This window comes from Micromonospora sp. NPDC000207 (genome assembly GCF_040300925.1).
Classification (GTDB): Bacteria; Actinomycetota; Actinomycetes; order Mycobacteriales; family Micromonosporaceae; genus Micromonospora.
This window is the reverse complement of sequence record NZ_JBEPEQ010000036.1, coordinates 12,437-26,406: the sequence shown is the minus strand read 5'-3', so window position 1 is coordinate 26,406 and position 13,970 is coordinate 12,437. Positions and strand designations below refer to the sequence as shown.

The 13,970-nt window shown below is 69.3% G+C and carries 15 protein-coding genes; 7 read left to right on the top strand and 8 right to left on the bottom strand.

Features of this window, described 5'->3' with window-relative positions:
* Positions 1 to 64: 64 nt before the first annotated feature.
* Positions 65 to 793 (top strand): GntR family transcriptional regulator, encoded by a 729-nt coding sequence (locus ABT336_RS11625; protein ID WP_350896473.1) that lies wholly within the window; start codon positions 65 to 67, stop codon positions 791 to 793.
* Between the two features lie 21 nt (positions 794 to 814).
* Here the strand turns inward: ABT336_RS11625 and ABT336_RS11620 are convergent, their stop codons facing one another.
* Positions 815 to 2,173, bottom strand: coding sequence for a MurL-like N-terminal domain-containing (locus ABT336_RS11620; RefSeq protein ID WP_350896472.1), 1,359 nt, complete (start codon positions 2,171 to 2,173; stop codon positions 815 to 817).
* A 76-nt stretch (positions 2,174 to 2,249) separates the two neighbouring features.
* Between ABT336_RS11620 and murD the strand changes: the two genes are divergently transcribed.
* Both murD and ABT336_RS11610 read left to right on the top strand, forming a co-directional pair.
* Positions 2,250 to 3,596 (top strand): UDP-N-acetylmuramoyl-L-alanine--D-glutamate ligase, encoded by a 1,347-nt coding sequence (murD, locus tag ABT336_RS11615; protein WP_350896471.1) that lies wholly within the window; start codon positions 2,250 to 2,252, stop codon positions 3,594 to 3,596.
* 322 nt (positions 3,597 to 3,918) lie between these two features.
* Positions 3,919 to 4,269, top strand: coding sequence for a hypothetical protein (locus tag ABT336_RS11610; protein ID WP_350896470.1), 351 nt, complete (start codon positions 3,919 to 3,921; stop codon positions 4,267 to 4,269).
* A gap of 8 nt (positions 4,270 to 4,277) precedes the next feature.
* Here the strand turns inward: ABT336_RS11610 and ABT336_RS11605 are convergent, their stop codons facing one another.
* The 4 genes from ABT336_RS11605 to ABT336_RS11590 form a co-directional block, all read right to left on the bottom strand.
* Entirely contained in the window at positions 4,278 to 5,168 is an 891-nt protein-coding gene (locus ABT336_RS11605) for a MerR family transcriptional regulator (protein WP_350896469.1), read from the bottom strand.
* A gap of 92 nt (positions 5,169 to 5,260) precedes the next feature.
* Complete coding sequence (locus ABT336_RS11600; RefSeq protein WP_350896467.1) at positions 5,261 to 5,536, bottom strand: hypothetical protein; 276 nt, start codon at positions 5,534 to 5,536, stop codon at positions 5,261 to 5,263.
* Positions 5,533 to 5,688, bottom strand: a complete 156-nt coding sequence (locus tag ABT336_RS11595; RefSeq protein ID WP_350896466.1) for a hypothetical protein — start codon at positions 5,686 to 5,688, stop codon at positions 5,533 to 5,535. The genes ABT336_RS11600 and ABT336_RS11595 overlap by 4 nt, the downstream gene beginning before the upstream one ends.
* On the bottom strand, positions 5,685 to 5,948 hold the full coding sequence (locus ABT336_RS11590; RefSeq protein WP_350896465.1) for a hypothetical protein: 264 nt from the start codon (positions 5,946 to 5,948) through the stop codon (positions 5,685 to 5,687). The genes ABT336_RS11595 and ABT336_RS11590 overlap by 4 nt, the downstream gene beginning before the upstream one ends.
* 126 nt (positions 5,949 to 6,074) lie before the next feature.
* Between ABT336_RS11590 and ABT336_RS11585 the strand changes: the two genes are divergently transcribed.
* Both ABT336_RS11585 and ABT336_RS11580 read left to right on the top strand, forming a co-directional pair.
* Complete coding sequence (locus ABT336_RS11585; protein WP_350896464.1) at positions 6,075 to 6,878, top strand: helix-turn-helix domain-containing protein; 804 nt, start codon at positions 6,075 to 6,077, stop codon at positions 6,876 to 6,878.
* On the top strand, positions 6,869 to 7,054 hold the full coding sequence (locus ABT336_RS11580) for a DUF397 domain-containing protein (protein WP_350896463.1): 186 nt from the start codon (positions 6,869 to 6,871) through the stop codon (positions 7,052 to 7,054). The genes ABT336_RS11585 and ABT336_RS11580 overlap by 10 nt, the downstream gene beginning before the upstream one ends.
* 1,125 nt (positions 7,055 to 8,179) lie before the next feature.
* On the opposite strand, the gene ABT336_RS11575 is transcribed toward ABT336_RS11580, so the two are convergent.
* Genes ABT336_RS11575 through ABT336_RS11565 form a run of 3 tightly spaced genes read right to left on the bottom strand, consistent with a single transcriptional unit; the run spans position 8,180 to position 11,354 of the window.
* Positions 8,180 to 8,986: a hypothetical protein gene (locus ABT336_RS11575; protein ID WP_350896462.1), complete on the bottom strand. Its 807-nt coding sequence runs from the start codon at positions 8,984 to 8,986 to the stop codon at positions 8,180 to 8,182.
* 21 nt (positions 8,987 to 9,007) lie between these two features.
* Positions 9,008 to 9,949: a hypothetical protein gene (locus tag ABT336_RS11570; RefSeq protein WP_350896461.1), complete on the bottom strand. Its 942-nt coding sequence runs from the start codon at positions 9,947 to 9,949 to the stop codon at positions 9,008 to 9,010.
* A gap of 55 nt (positions 9,950 to 10,004) precedes the next feature.
* On the bottom strand, positions 10,005 to 11,354 hold the full coding sequence (locus tag ABT336_RS11565) for an acyltransferase family protein (RefSeq protein ID WP_350896460.1): 1,350 nt from the start codon (positions 11,352 to 11,354) through the stop codon (positions 10,005 to 10,007).
* 188 nt (positions 11,355 to 11,542) lie between these two features.
* On the opposite strand from ABT336_RS11565, the gene ABT336_RS11560 reads away from it, so the two are divergent.
* Together ABT336_RS11560 and ngcE are read left to right on the top strand one after the other, a co-directional pair.
* Complete coding sequence (locus ABT336_RS11560; RefSeq protein ID WP_350896459.1) at positions 11,543 to 12,505, top strand: MurR/RpiR family transcriptional regulator; 963 nt, start codon at positions 11,543 to 11,545, stop codon at positions 12,503 to 12,505.
* A 46-nt stretch (positions 12,506 to 12,551) separates the two neighbouring features.
* A complete protein-coding gene (gene ngcE, locus ABT336_RS11555; protein ID WP_350896458.1) occupies positions 12,552 to 13,964 on the top strand; it encodes an N-acetylglucosamine/diacetylchitobiose ABC transporter substrate-binding protein in 1,413 nt (470 codons plus the stop codon).
* The last annotated feature ends 6 nt before the right edge of the window (positions 13,965 to 13,970 follow it).

Genomic DNA, 13,970 nt, shown 5'->3' with positions numbered 1-13,970 from the left:
CGGACCCGGCTGACGACTACACTCCGTACGCCCGGTCGGCGGCGGTGAGCGAGAGGTGACGTGGATGGCTCGGCGCGAGACCGCGCTCAAGGCGGCACAGGGTCGGCTACGGGAGTTGATCGGCAGCGAGTTCCACGCCGGTGACAAGCTGCCCAACGAGCGTGAGCTGGCCGACCTGCTGGAGGTCAGCCGGGCCACCGTCCGGGAGGTCCTCGGGCAGCTCTCCGCCGAGGGTGTGGTCCGTCGTACCTGGGGGATCGGCACCTTCGTGCACGAGCCCGACGGGAGGGTCCCGGTCGCCATCGGGGACGTCACCGCCCTGCGGGACCGGATCACCGCCTCCGGTCACCGTCCGGCCCTCAGCGACGCCACGGTGAGCCGGGTGCACTGCCCGGGGCACTGCGCCGAGACCCTGGGGTTGACGCCGGGCGACCCGTGCTGGCGGGTCGACAGACTCTTCGCCGTCGACGAGGTCCCGGCGGTGTTCATCCGCGACCACCTGCCGTTGCGGGTCGCCGACCGGGATCTCGACCCGTCCGGGCTGCTCAGCATCGACCTGGACATGTTCGAGTTCCTGGCCGTGGCGACCGGGATGCCGGTCCGGCGGGCCGAGATCGAACTCGCGGCGGTCCTCGCCGACGACGAGCTGACCGCCCGCCTCGGCGTCCCCACCGGACACCCGCTGATCAACGCCACCCAGATCGGGTACGGCGACGGTGACGTGGCCCTGTTCCACGGCCACATCACCGTCCGGACCGACATCCTTACCCTCCGGATCAGCCGGGGCGGCTGACCTCCCCGAAGAGGCCTTCCCTCACCCCTGGGGGGTGAGGTCGGTGAGGGCCTTGGCGTAGGCGGGCGGCACGAAGTTCGGGCCGCCGGGGGTGAAGACGTCGGAGCGGGCGGCTGTCGCCCACGCGGTCTCCGGGACGGCGTCGGCCAGGGCCAGGACCACCGGGGCGTCCCGCCACTGGTCCTGTTCGGCGAGGATCGCCAGAGCCGCCACCGACTCCTCCACCTCGCCGACGCACTCGAACGGCTTGTGCCCGTCCACGCCGAGCAGTTCCCGGTAGCCGGGGAGCTGACTCTCGTCGGCAAGGAGGTCCCCGCCGAAGATCCCGACCACCCGTTCCCGGGACATGTGGGGCGCCATCGCCAGGAAGACGAACCGGCACTTCGGGCAGTCCCGGCACCACCGTTCGCTCGCGTCGCGCAGCTTGAAGGCGGCGTTGCAGCTGGTCACCACGGCGTCGTACCTGTCGATGGCGGCGAAGAGCCGGGCGATGTGCAGCTCCGACAGCGACCGCAGGAGGCTGAAGTACGGCTCGGTCAGCCCGGCGTGCCCGGCCAGTGCCGCCCGCAGCAGCCCCTCGGCCTCGACCCCCTTGGACCACTGGTGGTTGACCTCGTGGCCGTTCCAGACCAGGTTCGGGTCCGACGCGGAGCGCTCGTTGGACATCACCACCGGGCCGAGCCCGTGCAGGACCGCGGTGGCCACCGCGATCAGCGAGTTGATCGCGGTGACCGGGATGTGCCCGTTGAGCGCCCCGGCCGCGTTCAGGTCGAACAGCACCGGGTCGATTCGCCGCCGGGCTGCGAGGGGGGCCAGCCCGGACGCCTCGTTCACCGCGACGATCACGTGGTTGGGGTTGACCGAGAAGGGCACCGGGTCGAACCCGGCCCCCCGCAGCGCCTCCAGGCTGACCAGGGAGTCCTTTCCGCCACCGACGGCGCTCAGGGGCCGCAGCTCGGAGTTGTCGTAGACCCGGGCCGGGGGGACCTCACCCGGGGGCACCTCGGGGGCCAGCTCCAGGACGTGCGGAAGCTGGTTGCGGTAGGCGTACTCGGCGAGGCCCTGGGTGTAGACGGCGGTGACCAGCGCGACGGCGTCAGTGCCCAGCGGGGCGGGCAGCACCAGCCGGGGCGGGGCCGCCGTCTTGTAGTAGCTCACCCCGGCGACCAGGTGCAGCAGGGCCAGGACCCGGTCCAGGGTGGCCACCGTCTCGTCCGACGGCGGCTCGTCCGGCAGCGGAAGTGTGATCACCTCGGTGAACCGCTGCTCGCCGTCGGGGCCGGTCAGGGCGTAGTCGAACAACGCCTCGCCGGTGGCGAGATCGATCGAGTACGACGGGAAGGTGAAGGCGTCCATCCGCCGGAGCTGCTCGTTGGGCACACGCCATACTAGGCCCTGGTCCACCCCCGCCGTCTCGGGTGCGGGTGAACCCCGCTCATCGTGGAGGAGATCACCTGTGCGCCTGTCTGACCTGCGCGGACGTACCGTCGCCGTTTGGGGGACCGGTCGGGAGGGCCGGGCGGCGGTGACGGCGATCGCCGCCCACGCCCCGGCGGAACTGGTCGCCGTCGACGACAGCGCCAACTTCCTGGCCCTGCCCTGGGAGGGCGAGTTGGCCGCCGCCGCGCCGCTGGTCACCGGAGAACAGGGGTACGCCCGCCTGGCCGCCGCCGACGTGGTGGTCCGCTCCCCGGGGGTCCCGCAGACCCACCCCTGGATGGTGGAGCTGCGTCGGGCCGGGGTCACCGTCACCGGGGGGACCGCCCTCTGGATGGCCGACCACGCCGACCGGACCGTCGGGGTGACCGGGAGCAAGGGCAAGAGCACCACCGCCAGCCTGATCAGTCACCTGCTCACCGCCGTCGACAGACCGAACGTCTTCGGCGGGAACATCGGGGTGCCCCTGCTCGACCTCCCCGAGGCCGACAGGTACGTCCTGGAGCTGTCGAGCTACCAGTGCGCGGACCTGACCGAGTCGCCCCGGGTCGCCGTGGTCACCTCGCTCTTCCCCGAGCACCTCGACGCGCACGGCGGGGAGCGGGAGTACTACCGGGACAAGCTGAACCTGATCGCCCACGGCCCCCGGACGGTGGTCGTCAATGGTGGGGACCCCCGGCTGGCCGTCGAGTTGGGCGACCGGGCAGCGATCCGGGCGGGCACCCCGGACACCACGAACGTGGCCACCGGTGCCGACGGGACGCCCTGGTTCCACCTCGGTGACCGGCCGCTGTTCCCCCGGGCGGTCCTCCCGCTGGTCGGGCGGCACAACGAGGGCAACCTCTGTGTGGCCCTGGCCGTCCTGGACGCCCTCGGGGTGGACGTGGTCGACCAGCGGGACACCCTGGCGGTGGCGGTCGCCGGGTTCCAGGGGCTGGCCCACCGGCTCACCGAGATCGTCGACCCGTCGGGTCTCACCTTCGTCGACGACACCCTCGCCACCAGCCCGTACGCGGCCATGCACGCCATCGACGCGTACGACGGGCGGCCGTTGACGGTGATCGTGGGTGGCACCGACCGGGGGCTGGACTACACCCCGTTCGCCGAGCACCTGGCCGAACGGGAGATCACCGTCATCGGGGTGCCGGACAGCGGTCGACGGATCGTCGACGCGCTGGCCGGGCTGCCGAAGGTGCGTACCGAGGTGGTCGAGGACCTGGTGGACGCGGTCCGGCTGGCCCGACGGGTCACTCCGACCGGCGGGGTGGTCCTGCTCTCCCCGGCCGCCCCCAGCTACGGCCGGTTCCGCAACTTCGAGCACCGCTCCGAGGTTTTCGCCCAGGCGGTCGCCGACACCCGGGGCTGACCCGGCACGTGAAGGGCAACGGCGATCATGGGAAGGCGAAGAAGGGCAGGGTCAGTCCGCCGACGGCGGAACTCGTCCAGGCACCACGTCGAGAGCAGTCGGACGGTCGGCTCCAGCCAGCCGCCGCCCCCACAGAACACGTTCGGCAACCAGCGATCGAGGTAGCCCACCGTGGCCCACCTGCCCGCCGGTGAGGGGCCGGGTAGCCCTCGCATAAGGTGACCCATGGCACAGAATGCCTGTTCACGGGGGGTGAACCGGTGCCGGGGAGCCGCGTAGTGGGGAAGTCCGCAGTTTCACCGGTACGTGAAGGAGACCCCCCATGCCGAACCCGACTCCCGCCGCTACTCCCCAGCCGGCCCAGGCTGATTCCGTCGACCAGAAGACCGTCAGTGAGGTCGCAGCCATGCGCCCGGGGCAAGCCTCGATCGACATGCCGGAGAACATCAGGCGGACGATGATCGCTGCGGAGGCCAAGGCCGGGCTGCTGAAGATGTCCGAAGAGTTGGGCGACAGCCGCGAACATCAGAACTTCCGGCTGAACGACTACCTGGCGACTTCCGACCGAGCGAAGGAGCTGGTGGCCGAGTACGCGGCTCACCTGCCGTCGGCTCCACTGCCGAAGGCGCCGACTCCGCCTCCGGTGGCCCGGCCGACCGGCAGGGGCAGGTAGCAAGGCGATCAGCTGTCCGGGGAGTGGGCGTCGGCAAGGGCCTCGCCGAAGAGCCGTCCGGCGAGTTCCACGCAGCGCATCCGGGCCGGAGAGAAGTCATAGGGCATCTTGGTGATCGCCGTGGCGGCACTCATCTCCGTGCGCTCCTCCCCTGTCAGGTCGGCGTCGTAGGTTTCGAGGATCTTCTTCTCGGCCGCGTCGAGTCCAGCTGCCTCGATGGCCTGATTCAGGGCGATCAGGTGAGCGCATCGCTGTACGGCGAGCTCCTCGACGCGCGGGTCGTCGGGTTCGACGCCGTCGTCGAGGGCGGCCTCGGCCGCCTCCAGACGGTCCTCCTCGGCCCGCAGGTCGGGGTGGGTGGCCAGCACGATGAACGTGCCGGCCTGGATGGCGGCGCCCAGCGGCCCGAAGATCCGTTCTGTGACCAGGAGGGCGTCCAGGTCGGCGGGGCGCAACGCGCCCGGGGGCAGGTGGCTGAGCCGGTCCGTGACCAGCTCGGAGAGCAGCCCCAGTGGGCTGCCCACCGCCTGTAGTCGCTGGACAGCCGCGCGCCGCCGTCTGATGGCGGCCTCCTGCGCCGCCAGGGTCTCCTCCAGCCTGCCCAGGACCGACTCGATGTCCGGGGCTTGGTCCAGGGCTTCGTCTCCAGAGTCGTCCCGGGCCTCGCCGAAGGCGGTCCGCATGTCGTCCAGGCTGATACCGGCGTCGGCCATCTTGCGGATCCACAGCAGGCGGATCATGTCGTCGTAGCCGTAGCGGCGGCGGCCGTCACCGCCGCGCTCGGGCTCCGGCAGCAGACCGATCTGGTGGTAGTGGCGGATGGCGCGTGGGGTGATCCCGGCGAAGGCAGCGGCATCGCCGATCTTGACCTGGCGGGGAGGCGTGAGGAAGGGGTACATCGCAGGCAGCCTTTCGTGCTGAGGTGCCCCGACCCCACCACATGCCGTTACGGCATGTGCAACAACCCGTCCAGTTGCCACCGGGGCCAGGCCTAGCGTCGAGTGTTCCGGGGGATCGGTCGGGGTCGTCGTGCGGTGGGGGGCTGCGGGGTGGGAAGCGCCCGCAGCCCCACCGGCCGTACGAAGATGGTCCGGCGTTCGACCGCCTCGCCCCGCTTGTCCAGGGCGTAGCCGTCGAGCCAGAGCCAACCGTGGTACGTCTTCAGGTCGTCGCGGACCCTGATCACCCGGAACCGGATCGGTCGGGTGCCGAACTGCACGCTCGCCTCCCGCCCCACCAGGAACTCGTCACCGGCCCTGATCGTCACGACCCGTACCGTCGCCAGGCGCGGATGCGGATCCGGGAGACCTCCACCCGTGGACAGTGCCCGTTGCCGGTGCAGGACGGACAGGTGCCGCTGCGGTGTCGGAGCAGGACGGCCCAGGCGAGCCGGACGAGGAGCGGATCCCGGCCCGTCACGAGGTCGTCCTCCGGGCCGGGGCGTCCCGGATGGCCTGGGCGCGGATGAGCAGGGTACGGGGTTCGATCTCGCCGCCGTCGGCGGTCACTGTGACCCCGCGCAACCAGACCCAGTCCAGGGCGATCAGATCGGCGTTCGCCGGTATGAATGTGACTCGGAATCGGAGGCGCTGCGAACCGGACAGATAGTCGCGCGGTTCGAGGACGAGAATGTCCCCCTCGTGTACGAGATTGCGCCGTTCCGGCAGAAAGTTGTCCATGCTTTGACATTGACCGAGGGCGGCCTTCTTGTTCTAGAGTTGCGCCCACGGTGGAGGGTGGCCGACCGTCTCGACTGGAACACTCCGAACGCGATGGAGCGAGCCCGGGGGATAACCGGGGAAAGGGTGGGGAACGTGAGTGCGACAGCGATTCTGATAGACGAACTCCGCAGGTGCCGGATGACCCGGGGCCTCAACCAGGAGGAGTTCGGGCGGGTGATCAGCTACAGCGGCACCCACGTGAGCGCGATCGAGACCGGGACCCGGCCTCCCACCCCGGAGTACGTCCGCGCCGTCGACAAGGCCATGAGCACCGGCGGCCTCTTCGCCCGCCTCCTGGAGAAGCTGCCACCCCTGGACCGCACCCCGGTCTGGCTCCGGGAGTGGATAAAAATCGAGGAACAGGCCACCTCCCTCCGCTGGTACGAGCCGTCCTACGTCCCGGGACTCCTGCAAACCGAGGCGTACGCCCGAGCATCGTTGTGGGCGAGCGGGATGGCCACCGGTGAGATCGAAGCGGGGGTGAAGTCCCGCATCGACCGACAGGCGATTCTGAACCGCGAGAACCCGCCGAAGCTGGCAGTGGTGCTCGACGCGAACGTGCTCACCCGCACCACGCAGGACAGCCGGAAGATGATGCGTGAGCAGCTCGACCACCTGATCGCGGCAGCAGGGCTCCCACACGTGCAGATCCATGTGGTGCCCGCAGAGGCCGGGCTCTATCCTGGCCTGCAAGGCGGATTCGCCCTGGCAACCCTGTCAGATGGACTGGTCATGGGACATGTCGACGGGCAGGTTCGTTCGCAGGTGCTGAGCATGGCGGGTGACCTCGCCAACCTCGAAGCGACCTGGGAGTTCACCTGTCGCAGTGCCCTTCCCGCCAGGCAGTCCCTCCTACTCATCGAGGAAGTGGCCAAGACATGGACCTGACCAACGCCCGGTGGCGCAAGTCGAGCAGAAGCGGCTCAAACGGGGGTGCCTGCGTCGAGGTGGCGGGGAATCTGCCGGGCGCCGTGGCGGTGCGGGACAGCAAGGACCCCTCCGGGCCGGTCCTGAGCTTCACACCGGGTGCCTGGGCCGCCTTCACCGCCGACCTGAAGCGCTGACCCCTGGCCGGAGGGACCCCACCCACCGTGTCTCGGGTGGGTGGGGTCCCTCCGGCTTCCGGCGACCCTTCCGGGGCCTACCGCTGTGGTTTCGGCGCGACACCGGCGTCGTCTCCCGGCGGACTCATCCCATCCCGGGCCGCTGCCGTGGCGGTCCAGCCCCTCGCGTAGTGACGACAGTTCCCCACCAGATCTACCGCGTGGGGGTCACCGCTGAGGGCTGGAAGAACGAGACGACCCATGAACGGAACGTGCGGCGGAAGAGGCCGGCTCCTGGCCCTGGGAAGGTGGCCGGGATCGGGCTCCGAATCCGTCCACCCGCAGGCCGGCGGCGTGCACCGGCGCCACATCTCGACTCCGCTGATGCGAGGCGGTGGAGGAAGGCCGCGGAGAGAAGCGCGGGGACGCACTCTCGTTCGGCCGTAGAAGGGGATCGCCGCGGAGGGCGATTCCCCGATTCGCCAACTGTCGCCTCAGATCACCGGCCATCAGGTAGCTCTGCATGAGCATCCCGTTTCTGCACAGGTCGGCAAAGTGAGGAACCGATTCCAGCTGTCCCCAGCCGTGCCTGCCGTTTCTTGCCAGATCAGGGTCAGGAGCGGCCGCAAACACCCTGTCGAGTCCCTCGATCAGAGAAGCCTCCCACCCACTCGGTCGTAGGCGATAGTCGCCTGACGCGTAGGAAGACCGGGAAGCAGGTTCATGGTGTCTCGTCTCGCGTAAAGGTACCCCGTAGTAGGAGAGGGTGAAGAGAGTTTGGTGCCCCTGCCTCTCCGGGAGGACCCCGGGTCCGCTGTCGTACAAGGCGTTCATGAGGTCACCCAGCGGGACCTCCTTGCCTGACGGCAAGGTCTCCACGACATCGCGGCGGATCTGCCCCCCGACATTGACCAACTCGCCCCGGTCGTCTCTCCGATCGCAGTACTGCCTGATGGCGTTGTCGTAGTCGTTGTCGGTGAGGCCGGGAGGAATGTTCCAGTCGTTGGAATTATTGATCCACGCTACGAGCTCCGGCCCTCGGAGGTCGTCGGGCGCGCTTTCGCTGGAGCTCGACACGTAGCCGTCTGAATCGTTCGAGCGTGCCATCGCTCTCCTCACTGATCTTCCGGGTCTGGTCTGGCGGACTCACCCTAACCGGGGGCGCTGCCGTGGCGGTCCCGGGGAATCCGGTCGTGAGGACGGCGAATCCCTGCCGTCTCGCGGCCGGCGCTGACCGGCTCGGAACCCCGGCGAGACGGATACAGCTGCGGTCACCTGGGCAGACGGTCCAGGCATTGTCGGCCGCCGAGCCGCCCCGTACGCCGCCTCGTCCGGCATGACCCTGCCGGTCGAGGGGTCTGTCTTGACGGGAATCCCGTTACGCTCGAACGCGCTTCTCAGCGACGGCATTCGATCCCAGTTCTCGCGGGACAGGCCATCCCACTGGAGGCTGAGCAGACCGTCGACCTCCCTGTCGGGCCACACTCCGGGACGAGTCGCGGTGGCCCGGTCCAGTTGGGTGATCATTTCCGTCTCCCAGCCGGACTGTCGAGGGGGCGAGCCCATCGGCATGTAGGCCAGCGTGGCAGGCAGGTGCGGCAGGTCGCTGCGCACGTCACTCAGCGTCAGTCCGTGGTAGTCGAAAGCCTCGCGTACGACGGGGCCGAGCGAGGTGGCATCCACCCGAGGTCCGTTTGTCAGCGCATCGACCAGTTCGCCCAGGGGAACCGCCTTGCCGTTGGGCAGGGACTCGACCTCGTTCTTCTCGATGTGGAGCCCTCGGTATTCGGGTCGGTCACAGCGCTGCCGGAGGGCGTCGGCAAAGTCCTGCTGCGTCAGGCCCTCAGGCATCGACCACATCGGTGCCGCTTCCGGACGCGGTTCGGGCGAGGATTCCCTCCCGTTCCAAGGCAATGGTGACCGCTCTTCCTCCGATGAGTAGTCGTCCATCATGTAAGGCAATGTCTTCTCCCGTCAGTGCCGAGGGCTCGGCTGGCGAGGAGCGGATCCGGGTGGTTGGTACGTACCTGGTGTCGACTGCCACTGTTGCGTCCCGTGGGTGGCAGGTGGGGGGAAGGAGCCGACCGGGGGCCGGTGTCCTGCTCCGGTGAGCGACATTCCTGCGGCACCGGCCACCGAGAGGGTGGGGTTCCAGGCCGCCGGGTTGGTGGGCGTCGGAACCGGGGCGGACTGCCACACCGGCACCGTCGAGGGTCCGGGCGTCGGAAGTGCCGGCCCTCGCTGCTCCGCCAGTATCCGTTCGTAGTAATCGCGTTTGGTGGTTCCCTTGGGCAGGAAATACTCCTTCCAGTCCGGGTGTGATTCGAAGAAGTCGAATTCACCAGAGTTTGCGGTCGCCGATTTTTTTTGGTGGCTGTAAAGGCGTTTGTGGCACTTCCGGAATGCCTTGTTCGCGGGTTCCTGGGCTTCGGAAGGGATTCTTCCTCCAAGGTGTCGATAATATTGTTCGTAGTTCTCCGACCAGGTGCCTTGCAGCCCGGGAGCGCCAGCGAGCGTGAATCGGCACCCGAGGTGACGGTCGGCGAGTAAGGCTTCCTTGATCTCTTTATGGTCATTCTGAATGTTCTTCGGAATGCCGTACCGTAACCACCTGCTGACCTCCTGCTTGATGTGTGGTGAACCCACTCCGTGGGAAATTCCGTAGTTGTCGATTTCTCCGATCCGTCGGAGTCGGTGAAACTCGGCTACCCAGCGGGAGTCGGCGTTTTCCTGGGGGAGTGGAGCGAAGGCGGGGCCGGCAAGGCCCTGCTGGTCTCCCACGGTGTCGAGCGCCCCGATCGACAGCTGGTACGCGAGCTCGTCGAGTGCTTGAAGCTCGTCTGGGGTGTACTCGAACCCCTGCCAGGTGTCGAGGTTCAGGTCGTACCCCTCGACCGGGTTCCACTGGTTCGCCATCGATCCTCCACGGTGGACGTCGTCGTGGTCACGACGGACACGGCGGGTGTCTGGTTCACCTGAGTGGTGGGCGAATCCAGGTGAGGAGGCGGAGCAGCCCGGCCCCGGCCAGGTATGCCACCAGGGCGACGACGGGCAGCCCGTACGGCTCGGGGGCGTACTTCGGGGTCTGGCTGTTGACCACCAGGGCGACGACGACGGCGGCGTACCCGGCGACGACCAGGGCACCGCGTACCGGTGAGGTGGGTTGCGGGGTGGTCCGTTCCCGGCGCAGGGTGCGGGCCTCGACCCGGCCGAAGACCGCCACCAGGGCGGCCAGGACGGCGGCGAGCATCAGCACCCACGGCACCCGCCAGGCGAACCAGGCGGCCGAACCGGCCGACGGGGTGGGCAGCCGCCCCACCGCGTCCAGCGCGCCGACGAGCAGGATCGCCGCCGTCAGGTGCCACAGGAACAGGGTCAGCACCACCGAGTTCACGGCGATCACCGCCTGCCAGGGGCGACGCCGGTGCAGCCACCGCTCGACAGGGGCCCGGACCAGCAGGATCAGCCCGAGTTGGGCGGTGAAGAGGGTGAGCAGGGCCAGGCTGGGCGGGGAGGCGTTGGCCAGCCGTTCGCCGGGCACGTTGAGCATGCTCACCGGGTACGGGCCGGGGACGGTGAGCAGGACCGTGACGCCCAGCCCGCCGACGAGCATCGCGAGCGCGGCCGGGCGGCCGGTGGGGAGCCGTCGTCGCCGATCGGGTTGCCCGGCGTGGGTGTCGTACCAGGCGAACCCGACCTGGTGCACTGCCAACCACCCGAACACGAAGCTCCCGAGTCCCCACGTGTCGTGTCCGGCGAACCGGGCCACGTCCCCGGCGGCGACGAGGACCACCAATCCCAGCGGTACGGCGAGCCCGAACCGGCGGTGCAGCGCGTACATCGGTGGGGTGAGGGGGACGACGGCCAGGTAGGCGGCGAGGAACCACAGCGGGATCGTGGCGAACCAGGCCACCGTCCGGATCCGCTCCGAGTCGACCCCGGCCAGTGACGCCTGGGCCGCGCCGACCATCAGGACCGCTACCAGGACGGTGGTCGGGCGGACCAGGCGGTTGCTGCGGTCCAGCAGCCACCCGGCCCCGTCGCCGCCCCGGGCCCGGAACGAGTGCAGGGAGGCGGCGTTGGCGTACCCGCCGACCAGGAAGAAGACCGGCATGACCTGGGCCACCCAGGTCAGCGGGTACGCCCAGGGCAGCTCCGGTAGGGCGGAGTGGCCGTCCGGTGACCCGGAGAGGTCGTACACGACGACGGTGACCGTCCAGTGCCCGAGGACCACAGCGACGATTGCCAGGGCGCGGAGGAGGTCGAGGTAACGCTCGCGGTCCGGCGGCGTACGGTCGGCGAGCTCCCGCAGCCTGCTCATCGGACCAGGCTAGCCCAACCGGCCGGTGTTGGTGCTGTTCGTGCTGGTCAAAGGCGTTCTTCCGACAGTCGTGATCGGAGGGTGCCTCGGTAACAGTTTGAAAACTTCATCCATGGTCTTGACAGAACGGGGTCTCCAGTAAGAACTTTTACCACTAACAGTAAACATTCTTTTCGGAAAGGATCTCGATGGCCGACCACGACGGGGACCCCGCTGCGGTGACAGCGGTGGTCGATGCCACCCGGGTCGACCGGCGAGGTTCCCGGAGCATCACCGGCGACAGCGTCCTGGCCCGCGTCCGGTCCGGACTGGACGACCTCACCGGAGCACTGCGGCGGGTCGCCGACCACGTGCTCGCCGACCCGGAGACCGCCGCCCGGTCGACGATCGTCGAACTGGCCGAGGGGAGTGGGACCTCACCCGCCACCGTCACCCGGTTCTGCCGGGCGATGGGCTTCGACGGCTACGCCGACCTGCGGCTGGGCATCGCCGCCGAGACCGGTCGGGCCCGGTCCGCCGGGTGGTCGGTCGACATCGGACGCGAGATCCAGCCCGGCGACCCGCTCGACAGGGTGCTGGAGCAGCTGATGGCCGCCGACACCCGAGCCATGCACGACACTGCCGCCCTGCTCGACCTGACCGAGGTGGAACGGGCGGCGATGGCCATCGCCGGTGCCGGTCGGGTCACCATCGTCGGGGCGGGTGGCAGCGCCCTCGTCGGGCAGGAGATGCAACTCAGTCTGCACCGCATCGGGGTGGCCGCCTGGGCCTGGAACGACGTACACGACGGGTTGGCCAGCGCCGCGCTGCTCGGCGCGGGCGACGTGGCCCTCGGCATCTCCTACACCGGGCAGACCAGGGAGACCGTCGAGATGCTCGCCGAGGCGGGCAGCCGGGGAGCGACGACCGTCGCACTCACCGGATTCCCCCGCAGCACCCTGGCCGACCTTGCCGACGTGGTGCTCCTCACCGCCAGCCAGTCCACCAGCTTCCGACCCGACGCGCTCTCCGCCCGGCACCCCCAGTTGGTCGTCCTCGACCTGCTCTACATCGCCGTCGCGCAGCGCACCCACGGACGGGCACACGCGGCCTTCCGGCGGACCGCCCAGGCCGTCGGGGGTCACAAGGCCACCACCGCAGCCAACACCTGAACCGCAGCCCCACGCGTCACCATCCGACACCACGAGGAGAGACACCATGTCGGTAACCCCCGAGAACCACGCCGACCTGAACCGCCGTACGCTGCTGCGCCGGGCCGCCGCCGCGGGCCTGCTGGTCACCCCGGCCGCCGGACTGCTCAGCGCCTGCGCCGGCAGCGAACCCACCCCCGCCAACCAGGACGAGGGGGCCAAGAGCAACGACAACCCGTTCGGGGTGCAGGACGGCAGCGCCGTCAAGGTGGTCGTCTTCAACGGTGGGCTCGGCGACCAGTGGGCCAAGGAGGACCAGGCGGTCTTCAACGCCAGGCACGCCGGCGTCACCGTCAACATGAGCTCCACCCAGAAGATCAAGACCGAAGAGCAGCCGAAGATGGCGACCCAGCCCAGTGACCTGGTGATGAACTCGGGCGCCGACATGATGGACATCAGCACCCTGGTCAACGAGGGCGCGATCGAGCCCCTCGACGACCTCCTCGCCGCCCCCGCCTGGGACAGCGAGGGCACCGTCGGCGACTCGCTGCTGCCCGGCACCCGGGAGGACGGCACCTTCCAGGACAAGTTCTACGTCGTCAACGTGGCCTTCACCGTCTGGGGGAACTGGTACAACAGCGCCCTGTTCACCAAGGAGGGGTGGACCCCGCCGACCACCTTCGACGAGTTCTTCGCCCTCGCTCCGAAGATCAAGGCCAAGGGCATCGCCCCGTACGTCCACGACGCGGTGCACGGCTACTACCCCCGCTGGGCGCTGATGGCCACCATCTGGAAGTCCGCCGGCAAGCAGGCCGTGATCGACATCGACAACCTGAAGGAGAACGCCTGGCGGGCCGAGGGCGTCCTGCCCGCCCTGGAGGCCTGGGAGAAGCTGGTCAAGGACCGCCTCCTGCTGCCGGGCAACCTCAACCACACCCAGTCCCAGCAGGCCTGGCTGGACGGGAAGGCCGCCTTCATCCAGGTCGGCACCTGGCTGAAGAACGAGATGGCCGCCACCATCCCGCCCGGCTTCGAGATGAAGATCTCCGACTACTGGGGCCTCGGCGCCACCGACAAGGCCCCCAAGGACGTCTTCGCCGGAGCCGGCGAGGGCCTGGTCGTCCCGAGCAAGGCCCCGAACAAGGCGGCGGCCAAGGAGTTCCTGCGGGCCGTGCTCTCCAAGGCCGGATCGGCGAAGTTCGCCGAGCTGACCAAGTCCCTCGCCTCCACCAAGGGCTCCGGCGACGCCGTCCAGGACACCGCCCTGGCCAGCGCCAACCAGCTGATGAGCCAGGCCCCCGCCGACCTGATCAAGACCAAGCTGTTCGACTTCTACGCCGACCTGGACAAGGAGAGCCAGAACCTCTCCGCCGAGCTGATGGCCGGACGGCTCACCGCCGCCGGGTTCGTCGACCGGATGCAGAAGGCGGCCGACAAGGTCGCCAAGGACTCCTCGATCACCAAGCAGACCCGGTCCTGACGGGAC